We start from the raw sequence: 18,219 nt of genomic DNA, 5'->3' as shown, positions 1-18,219 counted from the left end.
ATTATGGGAGGAGTTATGGCTACTGCTTTTGGAAGTGCGCTAAGTAAAGAGTTTGTCAAAGTAACAATTGATGACAAGGTAATAAAGGGAAATTCAAAAGTTAATAATTGTAATGATTACTTTGACGCATATTGCCCTAACGCATTTCGTGCTTTTTCTGGTATTGATGGTTCTGTTTTTGATATCTGTAATCTGAAGCTTAAAGTTACTAAACAAACACAAGAACTTATAGAGCATTTTTTTAAAAGAGGAGAGAAATCAGTTAAAATAGAAGTTTTACGCAGGGAGTCTACTAGATCTGGTAGTGAATATTCATCCTTTAAAGTTATTTATGATGGTTGCCACTTACATGATATATTGTTAGCACATGATAATGAGGCTAATCTAATTCTTGAGTTATCATTTAGCCCAGAAAATTTAGTCTCAATAGAGATGAATATTCCATCATCTGATGGTAAAAGTACGGAAAAGTTAGGACCAATAACGTATAGTTTAGAGAAACAGACACTTATATAAAAACACTGAATGCATTCGTTTCTTCAGTTTTTACGTGATGATAATCCGGGCTCATCGGAAGATCTTCTGAATTTTGTTATTTCAGATGATCTTAAGTATGAGCTTGGAATGTTATTGTCATCACGGCCTTTATATCATGAGACAGATGACCTGCCGTTTGTTAATAGCTCTGTCCTGAACTATGGCATAACAGCATCAGTATATGGTGTATCAGCCAGTGAGCATAGTGATAGTGTTAATAGTGAAATTTCCTCAAGAATATTGATAACGCTTCAGCGTTATGAATCCAGGCTGGGGAATCCTGTTGTTGAACACCTTTTTAGTGATGATAATTATTCTTTTTTTTCAGTTACCGCCCTGTTTTTTATGGACAGGGTAAAATTCTGCATTAAATGGGATAAACACTCAGGAGAGTTTTCACTGTATGAATAAACTATTATCTTACTATCAGAAAGAACTTTTTTTCTTAAAAAAGCATGGAGATGAGTTTGCAAAAAAATATCCAAAGATAGCCAGACGTCTTGGATATAATCAGGGGGTGTCTGAAGACCCACATATTCAGAGATTAACAGAGTCTTTTGCTTTTTTAAGTTCAAGAATTCATCAGAGGTTAGACGAGGATTTACCTGAGTTAATGGAGGCATTGCTTAGGAATCTTGCTCCCCAATTTTTGTACCACTACCCTTCATCATGTATTGTTTCATTTGAGCCAGATAAGAATTCCAGTGGAATAACATCCATGTATGAAGTTCCGGTTGGTACTTCGATATATTTTAAGCATAAATCTAAAACTACCTGCCAGTTTCGGACGGTATATCCTCTGACAATAGTCCCGGCAACAGTTAATGAAGCAAAAATTTACTATGATAATTTATCTTCCTTATGGAGAATTGAATTAAACTTAAAGGTTTTTGACGGGGCTAAATTTTCTCTCGATTTTGTCAGGTTTTATCTGAATGGTCCGTCAACGGTTACGGGCATAATATATACATTACTCTGTGATGAAGTTGATAATATTATTTTACAGAAAAATAATGATGTATTATACGGTGTCAAAACTAATGTGTTCGGTGCCGGGTTTAATGAGGGGGAAGTAACATTACCACGAACAGGAAATGTTTCGTACATACATAATCTTACGCTGGACTATTTTTCATTTGCTGAAAGATTCAACTTTATTGATATAAAATTTGACTCTGAAATTGAGTTATGCTCGGGGGATTCTGTTAGGATTCACATAACATTGAAAAATAGTGCTGGAAAGTATGAAATAGATAAAATAGAGAAAAATGTTTCCGAAGAACTATTTAGAGTAAACTGCTCTCCCGTTGTTAATCTCTTCGAAAAAAAATCAGAACCGTTACGATTATCGGACGGTCAGGATGAGTATCAGGTTAATGCGGATTTATATTCCCGTGATGAAATTTTAATTTGGGATATAAATAAAGTAATATTGCACAGATATGAAAATGATTTAGTCAGACAGATTCCATTAAAAAATTTATTTGGACTTGAACATTCTTTCATTCAACAATCATTAAATATATTTTGGCACAGTTCATATTACCGCATGCCTTCTGAAAGAAGTAACTATGAAGAAAATGTATATATTCGTCTGAGTGATGATGGTGGAGTTCAGGCACGTATTATGAATGGGGATGTCCTTTCAATTGATGTGATGTGTACGAATGGTAATATTCCATCATCAATGAATATTGGTGCTCCTGATGGTGATTTTGATTGTGATATCGATATTGCTAATCTGAGAATAACAGCACTAAACCGTCCATCAAGAATGTTGCCTGCTATGGCCTTAAAAGGCATGAACTGGAGAATTATTTCTCAGTTATCTCTTAATTTTGTTTTGCTCAGTGGTACTGATGGAGCAATGAAACTGAGAGAAATGCTGTCAATATATAATTATAATAACAATCGCTCAATATCAATTTATATTGAATGGATTAAAGAACTACAAATCACACCAGTTTCATCCCGTTTATCTGGTATATATCCGCCTGTATCCGCTCGTGGAATTGATATTAAAGTTATTCTTTCAAAGGATGCATATATGCACCCTGAATGTTTCCTGTTTTGTTCTTTTCTTGATCACTTTCTTGGACTCCATGCTCCTGTAAATAGCTTTACTCGTATGATTACAGTATTTGAGCATGATGAGAACACTCGTCGCATATGGCCGATGAGAGCAGGGAAATTAACATGGCTTTGATTAATAACAGAAGTAAATTCAGTTTTTTCAATAAAGTTCGTGTGTTATTGAAAAAATTTCTAAAGCCAGATGAAAGTATTGATGATGTTATTGATGAACATTTCAGATTTACATCCAGTCTGTCTTTAGATTCACCTGATGGCCAGATAGAGAATCTGTATCATGATGAGAAGGATGGAAAGTATCATCTCTCATTATTCCATAATGGATTGACCGGAGCTGCAGGGGTTCTTCCTGTAGCATATACAGAATGGCTGATTGAAAGAAAATTACGTTATAACGATGATGCTCCTAAAGCGTTTATGAATATGTTTGATCACAGGATGTATTGCCTTTCCTATCTAGCATGGCAAAAAATGCATCTGTCAGGAGATGAAAATAGAAGAGATAATAATGTACTTAACAATATACTTTTATCTTTAGGCGGAGTCACTCCTCAGACAATTAGTATGACAGGCTTGGCATATACTGCATTCTATGCTCAATCTGTTAGAACTCTGTCCGGACTTGAACAGTTACTCTCATCAATATATCAAATCCGAGTGTCCATTAATCCTTTTCGTGGTACTTTTGAAAATACAGACCCCAATGAACAGGGTATTTTGGGGAATTGCCAGTACACTCTGGGTGAAGGTCCTGTTATCGGGAATGTTCGTTGGGTGGTTGATTCACATTTTGATGTTGTATTGGGCCCCATAGACTATAAAAAAGCAATGGAATTTATGCCCGGACGGGATTTTAACTATTTTATTAGTCAGCAAATAAAATCATATGTAGGTGATGCGCTTAAGTTTAAAATATATGTAATGGTTTGTTCCAGTAATGATGATAATCAAATGAATATAAACAATAAACTTGGATTTAATATTTCAATAGGTTCTGGAGTAAAAAACCATAAAGAACGGTGCTTTTGTATATTATGGTGAATATATTATGGATAAAGTTATATCTGTAGATGACGATTATTATAAATTCCAGAACAAACATTTTATTAGGTTGTATGGTTGTAATGTATCCTTATATCCACTTGAAATTAAGGGTAATGAGTCACTATCTGACATCTATAGCTATGAAATAAAATGTTTAAGTAAAGCTGACTGTAAGTCTCTGGAGCTGTTACACGGTATGCATATGTGTTGTGAGATAGGAGAACAATGCAATCCGTTACCTTCACGATTCATTCATGGTGTGGTCACAAAAGTAATATATAATTATGATAGCAGCATGAAGCATACATGTATTATCATATTACAGCCAGAAATTGCCAAGTTAGAAACTAGTAAAAGAACAAGGATATGGTCAAATATAACACCATCTGATATTGTAACCACAATTTTAAAAGACAGTTTGTTTAATCCGCCACACATCATATTATATAAAGAACAGAGTTTGATAGAGTATAAGATTCAGTACCAGGAGTCTGATCTGGATTTTATTAACAGGGTTTTGTCTGATGCTGGAATTTACTACTTCTTTGTTCATAAGAAAGACAAACATATTATGACATTAGCAGATGATCCAGCATCTCATCCTAAGGCATCCTATGATAAACTGGAGCTCTTACCTGGTGAAAATCTTAGGGAGTCGCATCAGGGATACATCACTGAATGGTCTGTCACAGAAAATCTTAAATGCCCTGCTGTGATATTTTCAGGTTATAATGAGAGTAATGTTAATGAAATCACTATAAAATCAGAAAGTAAAGTGAATGATGTTAAATCCAGCAATGTGATTTATGAATGTATTATTCCTGAGAAAAAACGTGAGTTGATACAAAAACGTGCCGCAACTATGATGGCATCATGTGATGGTGAAATTAAAACTTGGTCTGGAAAAACAAATTCATGGTGGTTGTCATGTGGTGAACGTTTTTGTTTGGATAAAAATTATTACAGAATTACTTCATTATATCTTAATGCATTAAACAATGATGCTGAGGATACTGGATATTGTAATTGTGAATTTCGTGCTTCGGATAATAAAAATTCGCTTAGTTTTAAAGGAGAATTAAATTCCCCGGTTATTCCAGGTGTCTTACTTGCCAGAGTGGTTGGTCCTAGCTCTGAAGAATATTATACAGATAAATTCGGGCGTGTAAAAATTAGATTTCTCTGGGGGGAAATGTCCACGTCAGGTACAGAGGAAAGCTCCTGTTGGGTCCGTGTATCTCAGGCATGGTCCGGGGATGGTTTCGGTAGTCAGTTTATTCCTCGTATTGGCAGTGAGGTTCTGGTTAGTTTTATACAGGGTAATCCTGACTATCCAATTGTTGTTGGAACAGTGTATAATGGTCAGAATAAACCGCCTTTTTCTCTGCCTGAGAATAATTGTAAGTCTGGATTTGTTACTCGTAGTGTTAAGAATGGAAAAAAGGGAGAGGGTCATCAACTTGTTTTTGATGATAAAGAAAATGAGGAAAAAACCGTATTAACTTCTTCTGGTGATTACCACCTGACAGTAAAGAAGGATATGATCAGCAATATTAATAACTCAATGTCATTAACGGTTGCAAAAGGTCGTAATTCTGAAATAAAAAAAGGGAATGATAAGCTTATTCTTAAAGAAGGCAACTTGCATAATGATGTGCATGGAAATATTGATATAAAGGTGTCAGATGGAGATTATAGCCTTAATGTGACTGGGGGCGGTGGTAGTTTTATTACTGATGAAAATCTTATATTTGAATCAACCCAATCAATAAAAATAAAAGTGGGGGCAAATGAGATAACTATATCCACATCAGGGATAAGTATAAAAGCCGCAAAAATTACCGTTGAAGGGCAAGCGTCTGCAGAGGTTAAAGCAGCCACACTTAAACTTGAAGGTCAAGCTATTTCTGAAGTAAAAGGCACTATGTTGACGCTTCAGGGATCTGCAATAACGCAGATAAAAGGAGGAATAGTGAATATTGGATAAAGGATTTCATATGACAGATTCTAAAAACAACTCTGCTCTGGAATTTAATAAGATTGTTGAGCAAATGCTGCTAAAAGGAAAATGGCAGGATGCACTTAATTTCTGGATAGAGAATACAGATTCGTTAACATTAATTAAATGGCTGGCGCAATTTATCTCTCAGTCATCTTCTGAAGAAGACTCAGTGCTTTTACAATCCATTGTAAAATGGAAGGAAGGAGATGAAGAACAACGGTGGGAAATATTTAAAAACGCCGAGTCTGCAGGATTTTCTACTCAGTCAGGAGCCCTGGGGTTATCGTTATTTATATCACAAGGAAGTTTGAGTCCGACTTCATATCCACCAGTCCATGCACCGTCATGTTCAGAAAAAAAAATTATTTATGGAATATTAATGAATCAATCGTGTAAATGTTATGATACACCTGTCGAAGGGATTGTTTTTCTTTTTCAGCATTGGTGTAATAGTTAATCTTGGGAGTTGTATATGCCTCAGCCAGCAGCAAGAGTTACTGATATGCATGTATGTCCTATGATGACGCCTGGTTTACCACCTGTTCCCCATGTCGGTGGACCTCTGTTGCCGCCAGGCTCTCCGTCTGTACTCATTGGTGGATTACCTGCAGCTACATTGGGGACTCAGGCACTTTGTACCGGACCAGTGGATGCCGTTATTATGGGAAGTTTTAAAGTTTTTATATGCGGCAAACCGGCAGCACGAATGGGTGATATCTGTGCTCATGGGGGGACAATTGTCAGCGGATGTCCTCAGGTATTAATGGGATAAATAATGAATAAGTTTGAGACGGATACATTACTGCTTCCTGTTATAGGAGAATCGCCGGCAGGTGATGATATTGAGTATGATCCTGTGTATAGCGAAATACGGGCAGCAAGGCAAAATGATCCTGACTACATGTCCCAGGGAGAATGGGCTGTCAGTGAACCTCGTAGGGCTGACTGGAGAAAAGTAAGAAAATTATGTGAGGTTACTTTACGCAATAAGAGTAAAGATCTACAGATTAGTTGTTGGTATGTGGAGTCCTTGACGCATTTGTATGCTCTGGAAGGGATGAGTTGCGGACTGGAATATCTTGCTAAATTTATTTCTCAGTACTGGACTATATGCTGGCCATCCCAGGAAGAAGGGCAGGAAATTCGTTACAGTAAACTAGTTCGTCTTGATATTGATTTGTCAGAGTATTTGAAAGCATATCCTCTTCTTGATGATAAAGAAATTACTCTGTCTAAATGGTATAAGGCGCTGTCGTTTGAGCATAGTGCGAGCTTATTAGAAGATGGAAAGGAAAAATTAATAGAAAGAGAAGGTGATCACTCTGTTGAATCGTTCAAAAAATCTGTAGGTAAATATAATGCACGCAAGATTAGTGAGCAACTTCTTAAATTTTCTGATTTACCTGACAAAATTGATGAGATTGAATCTTTTTACTTTTTTCATACTCATGAAGATATACATAATATTTTCGCTAAAACCAGACATGCCATTAGTGAAATAATCGATTTATTGAGCCGTTTTTTACCACAAGAAGTACAAGATAACAAATCAGCAGCACAATTTTCAGTTGAACTAGAGAATATGGAGACAAAGAAAGTGTTTCCGGAGGAAGAAAAGGAATTTGATACTGCATTAACAAACTCAATAGATAAAGAGATGTCAAGGGAGAAAGCTATAGAACAACTAAAAAAAATATCTGTTTTTTTCAGGCAATCTGAACCCACTAGTCCTGTACCTTATCTTCTTGAAAGAGCAGTACGTTGGTCAACAATGACTATGTCAGAATGGCTTGAGGAACTACTTAAAGATAATGAATCTATGGAACAAATAAATCGTATTTTAAAAGGGTAAAAAATTAATGACTAGTAAGTATCTGTTACTAATAGCTATAGCATTACCTTTTTTTATTAGTTCTTGCTCTGATAAGTATTCTGAGCAGGATAAAATGCAGGTTATTAATAATGTTGATACTCCATTTGGTGCAGGCTTGATTACTTTTCAGATATCACCCGATACACAATTAAACTCACTTAACGATATATCCAATAGCTGTACTTTATTATTCTTACAGTCCTCAGGTAAAAAAACATTACAGGACTTAATGAATAATCCAGTGTTAATTAAACAGTTTTTCAGTGGGGCTGGTAAAATTGATGGTATTCTTAAAGTTGATAAATATGTGGCAATGCCAGGTCAGGAGACAACACTACATATAGATCGGAGTGAAGGTGCTAAATATGTAGGTATTATTGCCGGATACTATCCCTTTCCTGGAAAACAGCATATGGTGCTTTTAGATATCCCTGTTAATGTTATTGAGGATGGGTGGTGGAACAAATCATTACATGCGTCACTATCTCCTCTTTTTAAAAAGATATCTATGGGTAAAGAAAGTATCAGTATAAAATAATTGTACAGGTATTACTGCATGCAAGAAGAAGAGCAACTTATTTATTGGTATTCAGGCCTTTATTTACAACCTCAGCATTTTCAGTCAATTGATTTGCATCATAGTTTCATGCTTGCCAGAAACAGGCAGTTATCACAACCCTATTATCAGGGGTACTATGAATGTCATATAAATGATAATCTTCTGAAAGAAGATACAATCAGGATTGAAAAAATAAAGGCTGTGTTACCTTCTGGGTATTATATCGAGTACCCTGGTAACTGTATTGTGCAGGATAAGTGCCTGATAAATCTTAGAGGCACAGATACTGGATCTGTTAATTTGTGGCTTGCTCTTAAGCGATTTAATTCCGGTTATAAAAATGTATCCAGTGTTAATGATAAACGAGGCTCAGCCAGATGGGTAAGCCCAAATGATGAAAGCAACATGCGTAATGTTTATCATGATAGTCAGGATGTAGGTATCACAAGAATAAAATATGATATTCAGATAATTACAGATGAAGAAAAAGAGAATACCACAGACTTTGAATACTTACCTCTAGCCAGGGTTATTCATAGCAATAATATATTGTGTATTGATGATGAGTATTCATTTCCAGCTATGAGGTTATCAGCTAATCATATACTTAGAGGTAAAGTTGCAGAAATTAAATATATCCTTGATTTCTACAAAAATAAACTTGAAGAATATAGATATACAGAACGAAAAGTGTCCGATAGACATTTTTATAATTTTTTTATTCTATGTGCTATTAATAGAGCTTTATCACTTCTTTCATCATTTATGAATGAAGATGCAACTCATCCTTGGTTATATTATATGGCATTATGTCAGTTTACAGGGGAAATATCTACCTTTCAGAGAATGGTGGCTACAGATGCTAGAGTTGTTGATTTGTCATACAATCACTATGATCAAATTTCGTGTTTCAGTAATCTGCAGTATTATATTAAGGTAATGCTGGAGAATTTATGCAGAGATAAAATTGTTAGTTTTGATTTCAAACAGTTAAAAACAGATACATTAGTCTGCGATTTTGATGGCTATACACCTAAAAATAATGTTGATTACTATATTAAGTTAACTTCAGATACCTTCAAAAATAATAATTTAGTTGCATTGTCAGAGATTAGGATTGCTCCATCTGAACATTTAGAACTGATAATTCAGCATGCTCTTCCTGGGATTGATTTTACAGTGATGGATGTCGTTACATCTGATTTACAGGTTAGAGAAAATATAATTTGGTTGCAGATAGATAAACACTCGGAATTATGGTTATTAGCTCAGGATAAAAAAAAGGTTGCATTTTATTGGTCATGTACTCCTGAAGATTTACTTGTAGAGTTAGTATTATTGCAGAAATAAAACATACAATAACTAGATTTGAACAGGTTTTTTATCAGAGGTAACTGCTGCCTATATGTAAAACACATCAGAAAAAACATCTATTATTCAACAGACTGTATTCTTTGAATGATAGTGTTTTGTGCATGGTATTCAATCCGGTTTGTTGTTCAAGTGGAAGACACAAGGGCAGGAAAGTAATCTCACATCTATTGCCCGATTATTAACGGGACGTCGCAATAAAGCCAATTTATCTGCTTTAGTGTTTACTAGGCATTGAGCTTCAAGGAAGTGATGGAGTATGTGAGAAATTTTATATACTGGCCCCCTGAATATCCAGACAACCATTATCACTTAAATTAAGTGATAGTCTTAATACTAGTTTTTAAACTAGTCATTGGAGAATGTAATGAACGCATCTCAACTATTTGAGTATGAAGCCGGGGTTGGCAGGAAAAGTGTGGAGCCTCGCAGATTCCCGGCATCATAGTGCCCAATACGGGATGCATAAAGCTCCCTCAGACTGGAGACTCCACAAATGAAATATACACCGGTTGGCGTTGATATCGCAAAACATGTCATTCAGGTTCACTTCATCAATGAGCACACAGGGGAAGTGGTGGATAAGCCGGTTCGTCGTCAGGATTTTCTGGCGTATTTCAGTAACCGCGAACCCTGCCTGATTGGCATGGAAGCTTGTGGAGGCCCCAGTACTGGGCGCGTGAATTAACAAAGCAGGGACACAAAGTCCGGTTGTTGCAGGCTCGCTTCGTTAAAGCATTCGTCATGGGCAATAAGAATGACGTGATGGATGCACGGGCTATCTGGATGGCGGTACAGCAGCCAGGTAAAGAAATCGCCGTCAAAACAGAAGAACAGCAGTCAGTTCTTGTTCTGCACTGGATCCGCAGACAACTGGTGAAGTTCCGGACCGCACAAATTAATGCCCTGCACGGGACGTTACTGGAGTTTGGTGAAACCATCCACAAAGGTCGGGCAGAGATGGAACGGGAGTTCCCTGAAGCACTGGAGCGGATGAAAGAGAGACTGCCACCGTATCTCATTATGGTGCTGGAAGACCAGTACAACAGACTGAGTGAGCTGGACTCACTGATAGATGATATCGAAAAACAGCTTACCAGTGTGGCGAGGCAGAATGAGACCTGTAGACGGTTGCTGGATATTCCTGGCGTTGGGCCACTTATTGCAACGGCAGCGTAGGCCATCATGGGGAAAGCATCTGTGTTTAAATCAGGGCGAGAGTTCGCGGCTTATGTTGGTCTGGTGCCCAGACAGACTGGCTCAGGAGGAAAAATCCGCCTGCTGGGAATAAGCAAACGTGGTGATAAATATCCGCGAACCCTGTTTATTCATGGTGCAAGGGCGGCAGCATTACTGACCAAAGAACCTGGGCTGTGGATAACCGAACTGAAAAAACGTCGTCCGGCCAGCGTGGCAATCGTCGCAATGGCAAACAAGCTGGCGCGAACGGTGTGGGCAATAGCCGCTCACGGACGTAAATACGACAAAAATCATGTCAGTATCAGGCCTTAATAATCGCTGATACCGATAAACATAAACTCTTTACAAAAGGGTGAATGCTGAAAGGTTGCGTGGGCAGCCGTAGTGATGACAACGACAGGTAAGACCGGGACTCGCTAAACCTGAATCTGTTCTAGAGATTAAAGCTCGCTGGGAGAATAAGACGCGAGTCAGCGTATTACATAGGGGCCCGCAGCTTCACGGCTGCAACAAAGATACTGTTACGGTGCAGGATGCTATGTTCTGTGGTGTGAAAATGCTTTGGTGTTAACGGTGCTCTCATCCAGCGCAGAAGATAAAATACTAGAAAGCTTCGTGGACAATGATGAAGGAAAACATCGTGTTTATTCCAGAATCATATGTAAGAACAGCATTGCTCACTCTACAGTGGTTATCGAACATTAATAAGAACCATCTGCATAGTGCGCCAGGATCGCTCACTGACGCATATCTGCGTCAGTGAGAAAATTATCAATTCCAGTTTATCATTTCCGGGTACAAAACATGTTATATGAATGTATTATGTTATGGAGGTACTGGTGAAGATCGTTGAATGCTATATGCCAGTATTTAAACTTATATCATCTGTTAAAGTCTATCCTGAAAAATATGTTGATTACGACAGTACTAGAAATTATATAATTGATACTGTTGAAGACGTCGTTCGCAATAGTGAAAAAATATCGTTAAGTGACAGCGAACTTGATGCGGCATTTTATTCAATAGTCGTTATGATTGATGAGGTAATATTGTGCTCTAAACTTTCTTACAGAAAAGAATGGCGTGATAATCTTTTGCAAGTTAAATATTTCGGACACTCCACAGGAGGTGTCGAATTTTTTAATCTGCTTAATAAAGTCATCGAGTCTGAAAGCCGGGTTGGATGGGTTTTTCTTTTATGCCTATTACTTGGATTCAGAGGTCAATATTCAGTAAGCAAAAACGATGAAATTAATAATTATATATCAAGACTAAAACAACAATGCGGGGTAAATATCTATTCTAAAGGAAAAAACAATATTGCATTTAAACAAAAAAAGAGAAAATCATCATGGTTTAATTTTTATTTGTCATTTGCATGTATTATTGTTATTTATTTTGTGTTGTTGTTGGTGATATATATGAGATAACTACTTATGCTAAAGAAAATATTTCCATTATTTCTCTGGTTTTTTGTTTCTGTTTTCTCTTTGTCTATTTTATATGTGATTGGTGTGTTAAGAAACTGGACAGATACTACAACAGTACTGTACTGGATTTTTGTAATTCTGGTCACTCTTTCACTAAAATTACTTGTGGATTGTATACGTAATTACTTTTTGGCAGGAAAATACAGACACTTTATAATGTTGTTTTTTCGTAAAAAACGAACATTAATGCTTGATTCTTATTTTAGTAAAGGGTTAAAAATCATAAGAAAAAAAGGAAGAGGGAAAGTCCCTTGGTTTTTACTTACAGGAATTTCAGAAAAAGGCAATTCCTTGATTAATGATATTAATCTTCCAGTCTTTCACTGTAAGGGGTTAAATAGTATTTCCCAAAAATTTAGAACTATTCGTTGGTGGTTTTTCAGAGATTTAAGTGTACTGGAACTGTCAGGTAAGATATATGATAGCCCAGGGTTACTAAGTTCTGTTATAAGTTTTTTATCATCACGAAAATGTAAAAAACAACCACCTCATGGATTTGTTCTTATCATTCCTGTTGATAAGTTACTTGAACATGATCATACATATATAAAAATATTATCTCAAAAAACAAGGAGCGTTATAGAGCAACTGTCTTCACACTTACATCATAATATTCCTGTCTTTCTTGCCATAAGCGGATGTGAGCACATTGATGGATATTCAGCACTAGCGCAAAAAATTCATCAGAAAAATAGCAAGATGCATCAAGTCTTTTTGGTAATAAATGAATTAGAAAAAAATACATCAGAATATGACTCATCATATATATTATCATCATTGAGAATAAATATCATGGAGTCAATATTCAATGTACTTGATGACACAATAAGCGATCAGAAAAAAAACGAGATCCTGCAGTTTTCAGATAAATTGAATGATATAAAACAATCACTGGATGTCTTTATTTCCACATTCTGTATAGATAATATGTTTTTTTCTCAGGCAAAGATCTCAGGGCTCTGGTTATATGGTGAATTCGAGTCTAGTAATAATAAGAACTGTAGTTTTTATGATATTTTGATTTCTGAAATATTACCACAAATACATAATTCAGAAGTTATTCATGTTAAAAAACGGAGAGTAAAAAACTTATTTGAATCAGCTATAGTAATGACTGCACTGTGTTTTCTTGGATATAGTGCATATTGTTCATATAATGTATATTATATAAGACCTGATTCGGTTGATACCAGACATACATTCCTGATAGAGCAAATATCAAAATATGAAGATAAAGTTAAGTCTAATATACTGTATTTTCCTTTTAAACCTGCATTGTATGATAAATATCTATTTTTCATAGAGTCTTTGCATGAAAATACAAAATTTGAACGTAGCTCGATCTCATGGCGTGTTGCAGAATATAAAAGAATGTTTATGGAGGCTTCACCATCAGATAAACGAGATTTGATTCTGTCTCTTTCCTCATCACTTATCAGTTGGGATAAAATGGTTCGAAATGAATCACTGCGTGACTTAACGAAGTATCCGGGTATTCATGAATTACTAAAAATAACCAGACCTCATGAGAAAATTTCATCAATAGCTTCGCTTGCTATAGAAAGAAATGAGATACAAAAAGATAATGGAAATAAAAATATTAATGCATTCAGAAACCTCTTAACAGAGTTGATTAAAAGTGATCCATCTTTTTCATGGTTTGTTTCTGAGTATGTTGATATTCCTGCAGTGAAAATTACTGATTTTTGGGAGGATGAGAACCCTTCTGTCTATCTTTCTGGTATATGGACACAGCAGGGACAGAATAAACTTCATCAGTGGTATACGCATATAAAAGAAGCATATGGTAGCGATAACGTTCCGAATGAGTTTTCATCTTTTGTACAGTACTTGGATGAAAGTCGTCAGGAATATTTCAGCCACTTTATAATGGCTATCGCAAGAGAGCGTAATGATTCACATTCAGGCTTAATGAGTCCGCTGCAACTGACTAATATTATATATAATCGTTCATCTGAACATAAATTTTTTCAGTTTATAGATGATGAATTACGTAATATACCAGCAAGTTCGGCACAGGACTGGCTTTCTGATTTTAGACTGCTTTACCGTTTATTTTCACTTAAAGCAGATAATGGAATGAAGCGTCAAATAAAACAACTTGATCTTATGTTACGTATATATCTAATTTCTATTTTTAATAACAGTAAAATGTACAAGACACCAGAGCATGTTACTGCATGGAGGTATTGGCAGAATGCTTTACGTAATGCTATAAACTCAGTGTTACATACATCATCAACTGTTGAGTTTACCAGGCATGTTATGCATTCAGATCCAAAAAATAAGTTGGTAATATTATTTGATGAGTTTGAAAAGGTCCGTTCTGTTATTAATGGTAATAATACAGAACCAGTAATTGATTCTGTATGGGATATTTATGAAAGGCAAATTTTTCAACTTCTCGACCATGCTGTTACTTATACAAGTTGTTGGGTAGATGAACAATGGAAGACATCTGTTCTAAGCCGATTAAATACAGGCGAACATAATTTCAGTCATATTGAAATGCAAGGGAAAATATATAAAAGTATTATTGGTTTTTTAAATGGTCCAGCTAACGGTATTTTAGCACTTGATCATGAAAGTATCAGATTGTTATCTTTTAAAGACAGAAGTATATCTTTTTCTCCTTCGTTCATTAGTTTTCTCAATGACATTATTTCTCCAGATGATTTAATTGACGTTCAGTTCAGAAATAAAACGCAAAATAAAGATGAGCTAATAAATATCAAAGAACAATTAGATATACTTAATCAGACCTTACAAAAGGTTGAATCACAGCCTTACAAAGTTACGATAAGTAGTGCACCTGCGACAATTGCAGGTAATATAGGCGTTAAACCAACAGGTACCAGTCTGAGTCTTAAGTGCAAAACAGGAAATAGTAATATACGAAGTATGAATTTTGCCGATTTAGATATTTTTACTTGGTATCCTGGGAGTTGTAACTCTGTAAGTATTGATATTTCTTTTCCAGATTTTTCTACTACCTATAAATTTACAGGTGAAACAGCCTGGATTGATTTTATCAATAGGTTTTCTGATGGCGAAGATGAGTTAATGACGGAAAATTTTCCTCCAGAATCAAGAAGTCTTCTTGAATCAATGGGTATAAAAGGAATTCTCGTCCGTTACAAACTGAGTGATGTAAGCGATTTAAGTCAGGCATATATTGAATGGGAACAGTTAAAACGGGAAAAGGATAAGCTTGAAAGTTTACAAATGAACCTGAGTAATAAACTGCTTACCACACATAGCTGGGATAAAAGAGGTTGGATTTCTAGGTTGCCTGGCAATATAACAAAATGTCCAGCAGAACAGGAGTAATTAATGAGTATCTATCTCAAATCAATTATTAATAAATTAACACCAGAAAGTAGACGTGCTCTGGATTCTGCTATTAATTATGCAATGTCAAGATCACACAATGAAGTTGATTGTTTACATTTTCTGTGGAAGTTATTAGAGGAACATAAGAATATTGCTGAGACTCTTAATGAGTTATCTTTATTTAATCCTGACAGAATTCTGAAAGCTATTGAAAGTGAACTTATCCGTATTAATACTTGTCAACAATCAGCACCTGTATTTTCTGAATCGATGCAGATTCTGCTGGAAAAAGCATGGATACATGCCAGTACTAAATGGCAATGCAATCACATTGATATACCTGTTTTTTTTACTACGCTGATTAATATCAGAGATTCAATATTACCTTACAATGTATCTGAGGCATTATGTTGTGATGTCGATGCAGCAGAGAAGGTACTTATATCTTTTTCCTGTAAAGAGGACAGTTCTACTTCTCATAGTTCTATAGATAACTCTTCACATGAGTATATTAGTAAATATACTGAAAATTTCACCCTGCTTGCAGAAACAGGGAAATTGGATCCTGTTTCTGGTAGAGAGAAGGAAATCAGACAACTTATCGATATCTTGCTTCGTCGCAGGCAGAATAACCCTATACTGACTGGTGATCCGGGAGTTGGGAAAAGTAGCATAGTAGAAGGTTTAGCACTGCAAATTTCATCTGGCCGCGTTCCTGATGCACTGAAGAATGTTAATATTCTTGCGCTTGATATGGGAGCTTTACTTGCGGGGGCTAGTGTAAGAGGGGAATTTGAAAATCGCTTAAAATTGCTGTTAACCGAACTTAATTCTTTATCTGGTACAGCTATTTTGTTTATTGATGAAGCTCATTCTCTTATTGGCGCAGGAGGAGTTCCTGGGCAAACTGATGCAGCAAATTTACTTAAGCCTGCTCTTGCCCGTGGGGAATTGCGTATTATCGCAGCAACGACATGGGGAGAATATAAAAAGTATTTTGAAAAAGACGGCGCATTAGCCCGGCGTTTTCAGATCGTAAAAGTAACTGAACCGAATAAGGATGTCACTGCCGGGATGCTACGTTCACTTTTACCGATGATGGAAAAGCACCATAATGTCTCTATCAGGGAAGAAGCCATAACTGCAACGGTACATTTATCAGACCGTTATCTGCATGGACGTCGTCAGCCAGATAAATCTGTAAGTCTGTTAGATACAGCCTGCTCACGGGTTGCCGTATCTCAGTCCACACGACCAGATGCCATTCAGGATATTGAAGCTAAATTAGAAAGACTCCAGGGAGAACTTGCACTGCTGGAACAGGAAAAATCAAATGTACTGCGTCAGAAATTTCTTGTAAATAAAATTACTCAACTAGAGAAGAGTCTTGAGCAATTTAAATTAGCATGGCTTTATCAAAGTGAACTGGTTGCTAAGATACAAAGTACAGATGATACTTTATCACAGAATATGTACAGAAAAGAACTGGAAAGTGCGTACAAGAAAGACAGCCCAATGGTTTTTGAGTGTGTGGATAAAAACTGTGTTGCTGATGTTGTATCAGGATGGACAGGAATTCCACTGGGACTATGTCTTGATAGTGAACAACAAAAAACCTCCACTCTGTTAAGATGTCTGGAGCAACGAGTTTTGGGTCAACGATATGCTATGTCTGCTATAGCATCACAAATACTTATTTGCCGGGCGGATCTTAAAGATCCGGTAAAACCTGATGGGGTATTTTTACTGGCTGGACCTTCTGGTACCGGTAAAACCGAGACTGCCAGGGCACTGGCCGAGTTTGTTTATGGAGATGAAAATAAACTGATCACTATTAATATGACAGAATTTCAGGAAGCTCACACTGTTTCTACTCTGAAGGGAGCTCCTCCAGGATATGTTGGTTTTGGTCAGGGGGGAACTCTTACCGAAAGAGTCAGTCATAATCCATATAGCGTTATTCTTCTTGATGAAATTGAAAAAGCACATCCGGATGTTTTGGAGTTTTTTTTTCAAATATTCGATTTGGGAATTATCGAGGATTCTGAAGGTAAGATGGTGTCTTTCAGAGATTGCCTTATAATTATGACATCAAATCTTGCTAGTGACAAAATTACAAGCCTCTGGAATGAGGATGAGTTTAATAAAGAAAAAATAAAAGAAGTTATTCTCCCTTTCTTTAATGAGCATTTTGGAGCAGCATTTATGGGAAGAACTAACTTAGTGCCTTTTTCTCCCTTACATACCAAAACACTTAAAAATATAGCGATCATCAAAATTGATAATATTTGTAAACGTTTTGAGCGGGCATCAGATCAGATGTATAAAATAGATTACAGTGATTCTCTTATTGACTGGATTATACAAAATTGTCAATGCGATAAGTTTGGCGCGAGGGATATCGATACAGTACTTAATACATCTGTTCTTCCTGTGCTTGCCAGATGTTTAATTGATTCTAAAGATAAGAAAGCAACAAAAAAAATAAGAATATCAGTAAGAAAGGATAATGTTATATTACGAAATGTTTAATTTACTATGTAATATATGGATTCCGCCTGTACGGAAGGCCGTAAGAGTAAAAATATAGAAGCAATTGCTGGCTCTCATATGGCGGTGACTAGCACTGTTATTCAACCGTGGTGGCTGAAGAACGACTAAGAGGTGAAAATCTTCTGCACTCCAGGTAATGGGAAGT

13 protein-coding genes and 1 pseudogene are annotated in these 18,219 nt (G+C 36.1%); all 14 read left to right on the top strand.

Annotated elements, in window-relative coordinates:
* Positions 1 to 3 precede the first annotated feature (3 nt).
* The 14 genes and pseudogenes from QUE74_RS27450 to tssH all read left to right on the top strand — a co-directional run bounded on the left by QUE74_RS27450 (position 4) and on the right by tssH (position 18,053).
* A complete protein-coding gene (locus QUE74_RS27450) occupies positions 4 to 516 on the top strand; it encodes a hypothetical protein (protein ID WP_001355296.1) in 513 nt (170 codons plus the stop codon).
* A gap of 9 nt (positions 517 to 525) precedes the next feature.
* Entirely contained in the window at positions 526 to 948 is a 423-nt protein-coding gene (locus tag QUE74_RS27445) for a lysozyme family protein (RefSeq protein ID WP_032194047.1), read from the top strand.
* Positions 941 to 2,743, top strand: coding sequence for a type VI secretion system baseplate subunit TssF (tssF, locus tag QUE74_RS27440; RefSeq protein ID WP_064236768.1), 1,803 nt, complete (start codon positions 941 to 943; stop codon positions 2,741 to 2,743). The genes QUE74_RS27445 and tssF overlap by 8 nt, the downstream gene beginning before the upstream one ends.
* On the top strand, positions 2,734 to 3,669 hold the full coding sequence (gene tssG, locus QUE74_RS27435) for a type VI secretion system baseplate subunit TssG (protein ID WP_001173971.1): 936 nt from the start codon (positions 2,734 to 2,736) through the stop codon (positions 3,667 to 3,669). The genes tssF and tssG overlap by 10 nt, the downstream gene beginning before the upstream one ends.
* Positions 3,670 to 3,676: 7 nt before the next feature.
* The gene (locus tag QUE74_RS27430) at positions 3,677 to 5,659 is read left to right on the top strand and encodes a type VI secretion system Vgr family protein (protein ID WP_000361983.1); all 1,983 of its coding nucleotides are present in this window, start codon (positions 3,677 to 3,679) and stop codon (positions 5,657 to 5,659) included.
* A gap of 10 nt (positions 5,660 to 5,669) precedes the next feature.
* A complete protein-coding gene (locus tag QUE74_RS27425) occupies positions 5,670 to 6,131 on the top strand; it encodes a DUF6931 family protein (protein WP_000132334.1) in 462 nt (153 codons plus the stop codon).
* Positions 6,132 to 6,146: 15 nt separating this feature from the next.
* Positions 6,147 to 6,446: a PAAR domain-containing protein gene (locus QUE74_RS27420; RefSeq protein WP_032194046.1), complete on the top strand. Its 300-nt coding sequence runs from the start codon at positions 6,147 to 6,149 to the stop codon at positions 6,444 to 6,446.
* A gap of 3 nt (positions 6,447 to 6,449) precedes the next feature.
* The gene (gene tssA / locus QUE74_RS27415; RefSeq protein ID WP_001031757.1) at positions 6,450 to 7,526 is read left to right on the top strand and encodes a type VI secretion system protein TssA; all 1,077 of its coding nucleotides are present in this window, start codon (positions 6,450 to 6,452) and stop codon (positions 7,524 to 7,526) included.
* 7 nt (positions 7,527 to 7,533) lie between these two features.
* Positions 7,534 to 8,085, top strand: coding sequence for a type VI secretion lipoprotein TssJ (locus tag QUE74_RS27410; RefSeq protein ID WP_000202243.1), 552 nt, complete (start codon positions 7,534 to 7,536; stop codon positions 8,083 to 8,085).
* Positions 8,086 to 8,103: 18 nt separating this feature from the next.
* On the top strand, positions 8,104 to 9,456 hold the full coding sequence (gene tssK / locus QUE74_RS27405; RefSeq protein ID WP_001154664.1) for a type VI secretion system baseplate subunit TssK: 1,353 nt from the start codon (positions 8,104 to 8,106) through the stop codon (positions 9,454 to 9,456).
* 517 nt (positions 9,457 to 9,973) lie between these two features.
* A pseudogene (locus QUE74_RS27400) lies at positions 9,974 to 10,989 on the top strand (IS110 family RNA-guided transposase).
* Between the two features lie 527 nt (positions 10,990 to 11,516).
* Positions 11,517 to 12,107 (top strand): DotU family type IV/VI secretion system protein, encoded by a 591-nt coding sequence (locus QUE74_RS27395; protein WP_000706175.1) that lies wholly within the window; start codon positions 11,517 to 11,519, stop codon positions 12,105 to 12,107.
* Positions 12,108 to 12,113: 6 nt separating this feature from the next.
* The gene (locus tag QUE74_RS27390; protein WP_001355290.1) at positions 12,114 to 15,518 is read left to right on the top strand and encodes a type VI secretion protein IcmF/TssM N-terminal domain-containing protein; all 3,405 of its coding nucleotides are present in this window, start codon (positions 12,114 to 12,116) and stop codon (positions 15,516 to 15,518) included.
* A 3-nt stretch (positions 15,519 to 15,521) separates the two neighbouring features.
* Positions 15,522 to 18,053: a type VI secretion system ATPase TssH gene (gene tssH, locus QUE74_RS27385; RefSeq protein WP_064236766.1), complete on the top strand. Its 2,532-nt coding sequence runs from the start codon at positions 15,522 to 15,524 to the stop codon at positions 18,051 to 18,053.
* Positions 18,054 to 18,219: the final 166 nt, after the last annotated feature.

It is taken from the genome of Escherichia sp. 10290 (assembly GCF_030295155.1).
Lineage (GTDB): Bacteria > Pseudomonadota > Gammaproteobacteria > Enterobacterales > Enterobacteriaceae > Escherichia > Escherichia coli_F.
This window is presented reverse-complemented; position numbering and strand designations above follow the sequence as displayed.

Bases quoted from the DNA above. Each gene is read 5' to 3' on its own strand.
- QUE74_RS27450 (WP_001355296.1), top strand. From the start codon at position 4: ATGGGAGGAGTTATGGCTACTGCTTTTGGAAGTGCGCTAAGTAAAGAG.
- QUE74_RS27445 (WP_032194047.1), top strand. From the start codon at position 526: ATGCATTCGTTTCTTCAGTTTTTACGTGATGATAATCCGGGCTCATCG.
- tssF (WP_064236768.1), top strand. From the start codon at position 941: ATGAATAAACTATTATCTTACTATCAGAAAGAACTTTTTTTCTTAAAA.
- tssG (WP_001173971.1), top strand. From the start codon at position 2,734: ATGGCTTTGATTAATAACAGAAGTAAATTCAGTTTTTTCAATAAAGTT.
- QUE74_RS27430 (WP_000361983.1), top strand. From the start codon at position 3,677: ATGGATAAAGTTATATCTGTAGATGACGATTATTATAAATTCCAGAAC.
- QUE74_RS27425 (WP_000132334.1), top strand. From the start codon at position 5,670: ATGACAGATTCTAAAAACAACTCTGCTCTGGAATTTAATAAGATTGTT.
- QUE74_RS27420 (WP_032194046.1), top strand. From the start codon at position 6,147: ATGCCTCAGCCAGCAGCAAGAGTTACTGATATGCATGTATGTCCTATG.
- tssA (WP_001031757.1), top strand. From the start codon at position 6,450: ATGAATAAGTTTGAGACGGATACATTACTGCTTCCTGTTATAGGAGAA.
- QUE74_RS27410 (WP_000202243.1), top strand. From the start codon at position 7,534: ATGACTAGTAAGTATCTGTTACTAATAGCTATAGCATTACCTTTTTTT.
- tssK (WP_001154664.1), top strand. From the start codon at position 8,104: ATGCAAGAAGAAGAGCAACTTATTTATTGGTATTCAGGCCTTTATTTA.
- QUE74_RS27390 (WP_001355290.1), top strand. From the start codon at position 12,114: ATGCTAAAGAAAATATTTCCATTATTTCTCTGGTTTTTTGTTTCTGTT.
- tssH (WP_064236766.1), top strand. From the start codon at position 15,522: ATGAGTATCTATCTCAAATCAATTATTAATAAATTAACACCAGAAAGT.